This window comes from Jannaschia seosinensis (assembly GCF_001408515.1).
GTDB lineage: Bacteria > Pseudomonadota > Alphaproteobacteria > Rhodobacterales > Rhodobacteraceae > Jannaschia > Jannaschia seosinensis.
Window position 1 is genome coordinate 1 of the sequence record NZ_CYPR01000138.1, and the last position, 1,991, is coordinate 1,991.

Here is a 1,991-nt window from a genome sequence, read left to right on the forward strand (position 1 = left end):
GCCCTCGGNCCGAGCGGCACGGGCAAGACCCATGTTGCCCTCGGGCTGGGGTTGGCCGCCTGCCAGAAAGGGCTGTCGGTCAGCTTCACCACCGCCGCGACCCTAGTCAACGAGCTGATGGAGGCGCGCGACGAGCGCCGNCTGCTCCGCCTGCAAAAGCAGCAGGCCGCCGGCAAGCTGCTCATCATCAACGAACTGGGCTTCGTGCCGCTGAGCAAGACCGGCGCAGAGCTCTTGTTCGAGCTGATCTCGCAGCGCTATGAGCGCGGCTCCACGATGATCACCAGCAACCTGCCGTTCGACGAATGGACCGAAACCTTCGGCACCGAACGCCTGACCGGCGCACTGCTCGACAGGCTGACACACCACGTCAACATCCTCGAGATGAACGGCGACAGCTATCGGCTCGGCCAAAGCCGCGCCCGAAAGGCCCAAGCCAGAACCTGATCACCCGCCACAGGATTGGCCCTGCGGGCCAATGCGCCATGGCACGCGCCAGCTATGCGGCAAGCGCGCGCGCCATGGCGCTTGGCGCCCTGTCGCTGGCCTGGTTTTGCGCCGCCGCGTGGCCGGTTTTTACTCCGCCGTTGACAGGCATGGTCGCTTTTCGCAAGATCAACCTGCGTAGAACCACCGACCGGACGGCGATCCTGAAGATCTATCGCCTCATCGCTAACCAGGAGCTTCGACCCCTGAAGTTCGATGAAACCAGCAGCCTTGGCGATGCCCAGTTCAGCGAAGCGGAGATCGCTGTTCTGTTGCAGCGACATGGCGGCGCGAGGGCATGGACTGCGGGAGACGTGGCAGCGTTCTCTGGGTGGAAGCCGGAATGTGTCACCGGATGGTGTGAGTTGGGCTTGCTCCAGGCCAAAAGGGGGAAGCGAGGATCGTTCGACGTCTGGCAGATTTCCGAAGATGCGCTCTCGCGTTTCCGGCGTGAGTTCCAAGTGGTTTCGGACATGGCGAAGGAAGGAAAGACCACCTCCAGAAAGCTCCTCGCTTCGTTCGCCGATCGCGGAATCACCTCGGTAGGGTCGCAGCCAGCAGGGAACTCTTCCCGGGGGCATCTGATCCGGACCGGCGACATTGCGCGGATGATGGCGTTCTCACCGACCTGACCGAAGCCGTCGCTCGGGCACTATTTCAACAATAGCCGTCAAGGGATGCCTTGGCGGCCGTTGGCGTTTCTATCGACTGGACGGCTCGGCAAATTCGACGCATGATGATGACGAGGATCGCTGACATTTTCGGCCACGCCGATGCGCAATATTGTCGGCGGAACGCGCAAGGTTATGGGCGAACATCGCGCAACCCTTTGAGCGCATCCGCGTCATTTTATCCAATTAAATCAAGCGAGGGTGCGCACGGTTACGCGGTATCCTCAGACTACACGACTCCCACCCGCAGCCGTCTCGGGACGACGAGATTTCGGGCGACGAGAGGGCTTTCGGGACCGGACCGCATCCATCGTCGGACCTCATCGAAGCCGGTCCGGAACCAGGATTTCGAGCAGTATCCGTGCTTCTTCCGGGCGGGGTATTTGTGTCCCATGAGCTGGGCTGCAGCACGGCAGATGAGGGCGATGGCAATAGCGGTTATGGCGATGAGCAGAGACAATTTGGACGCGAGCGTCAGGCGGGTGTCCTCCAGGTTCAGCCCCCGCGTCTTGCTGTCGGCGAACAGGCACTCGATGAGCCAGCGCTTCTTGTACTGCCGCAGGATGTGCGCGCCAGTGGCTGGATAGGGCGAAGCCACCACGAGAAGCTCGTTGCCCTTGATACGGCGCGCACCGAAGTGGAGCTTGAGGTCGGGGTGACTCGCTCTGCCAGGCAGGACGGCCGTGAAGCCCCGCACACCCCTGCACCGTGACAGCAGGGAGCGCAGGTTCAGCTCGCGGCCGTTGGTACGGACTATCTGGCCCTCCTTCATGCGGATCGCGAAGGGGATCTCCTGCTCGACGAGAAAAGTGAACCATTCCTGGCCGATGAACT

The 1,991-nt window shown here is 62.2% G+C and carries 3 protein-coding genes; 2 read left to right on the forward strand and 1 reads right to left on the reverse strand.

What is annotated here, in order from left to right:
- Together JSE7799_RS10445 and JSE7799_RS10450 are read left to right on the forward strand one after the other, a co-directional pair.
- Positions 1–447: ATP-binding protein (locus tag JSE7799_RS10445; RefSeq protein ID WP_144431654.1), on the forward strand; the 447-nt coding region annotated here is incomplete at its 5' end.
- A gap of 38 nt (positions 448–485) precedes the next feature.
- Positions 486–1,118 carry a hypothetical protein gene (locus JSE7799_RS10450; protein WP_055663555.1) on the forward strand — a complete coding sequence of 211 codons (633 nt, stop codon included), beginning with the start codon at positions 486–488 and terminating at the stop codon, positions 1,116–1,118.
- Between the two features lie 268 nt (positions 1,119–1,386).
- On the opposite strand, the gene JSE7799_RS21050 is transcribed toward JSE7799_RS10450, so the two are convergent.
- Positions 1,387–1,991 (reverse strand): transposase (locus tag JSE7799_RS21050; protein WP_370736653.1); only part of this gene is annotated, 605 nt, incomplete at its 5' end.